The organism is Nocardioides sp. CPCC 206348, from assembly GCF_048654705.1.
In the GTDB taxonomy this organism is placed as follows: domain Bacteria; phylum Actinomycetota; class Actinomycetes; order Propionibacteriales; family Nocardioidaceae; genus Nocardioides.
The window spans coordinates 8,069-8,377 of record NZ_JBMCZA010000218.1; the positions used below are offsets into that span (position 1 = coordinate 8,069).

Here is a 309-nt window from a genome sequence, read left to right on the forward strand (position 1 = left end):
TTAGCAGATTCTTTACCTTCGGTCTAGACCGGAGTGGTAGAAGCCTCAGAAAACTTCGCCGATTCGCAGGACATGGCCACGGAAAACCCCTACGGTGCGCCACACTGACGCCGTGGCAGCCAAGGACTCCGTCGTCAACCTGTGGGACTTCCTCGTCAAGGGCGGGATCGCCGACCTGAGCCGGACTCCCTCCGAGGTCATCGCGACCGGGCGGACCCTGGAACTGCACCGCTACGACAGGGTCAAGGGGGTCCGCGCCAAGGGACTGCCCGTCCTGCTGGTGCCTCCGCTCGGCGCCCAGGCCTCGTG

At 64.7% G+C, this 309-nt stretch carries 1 pseudogene; it reads left to right on the forward strand.

Annotated features, from left to right (window positions below):
* Positions 1-112: 112 nt before the first annotated feature.
* Positions 113-309: pseudogene (locus ACOADB_RS24455) on the forward strand (hypothetical protein); the annotation flags it as partial.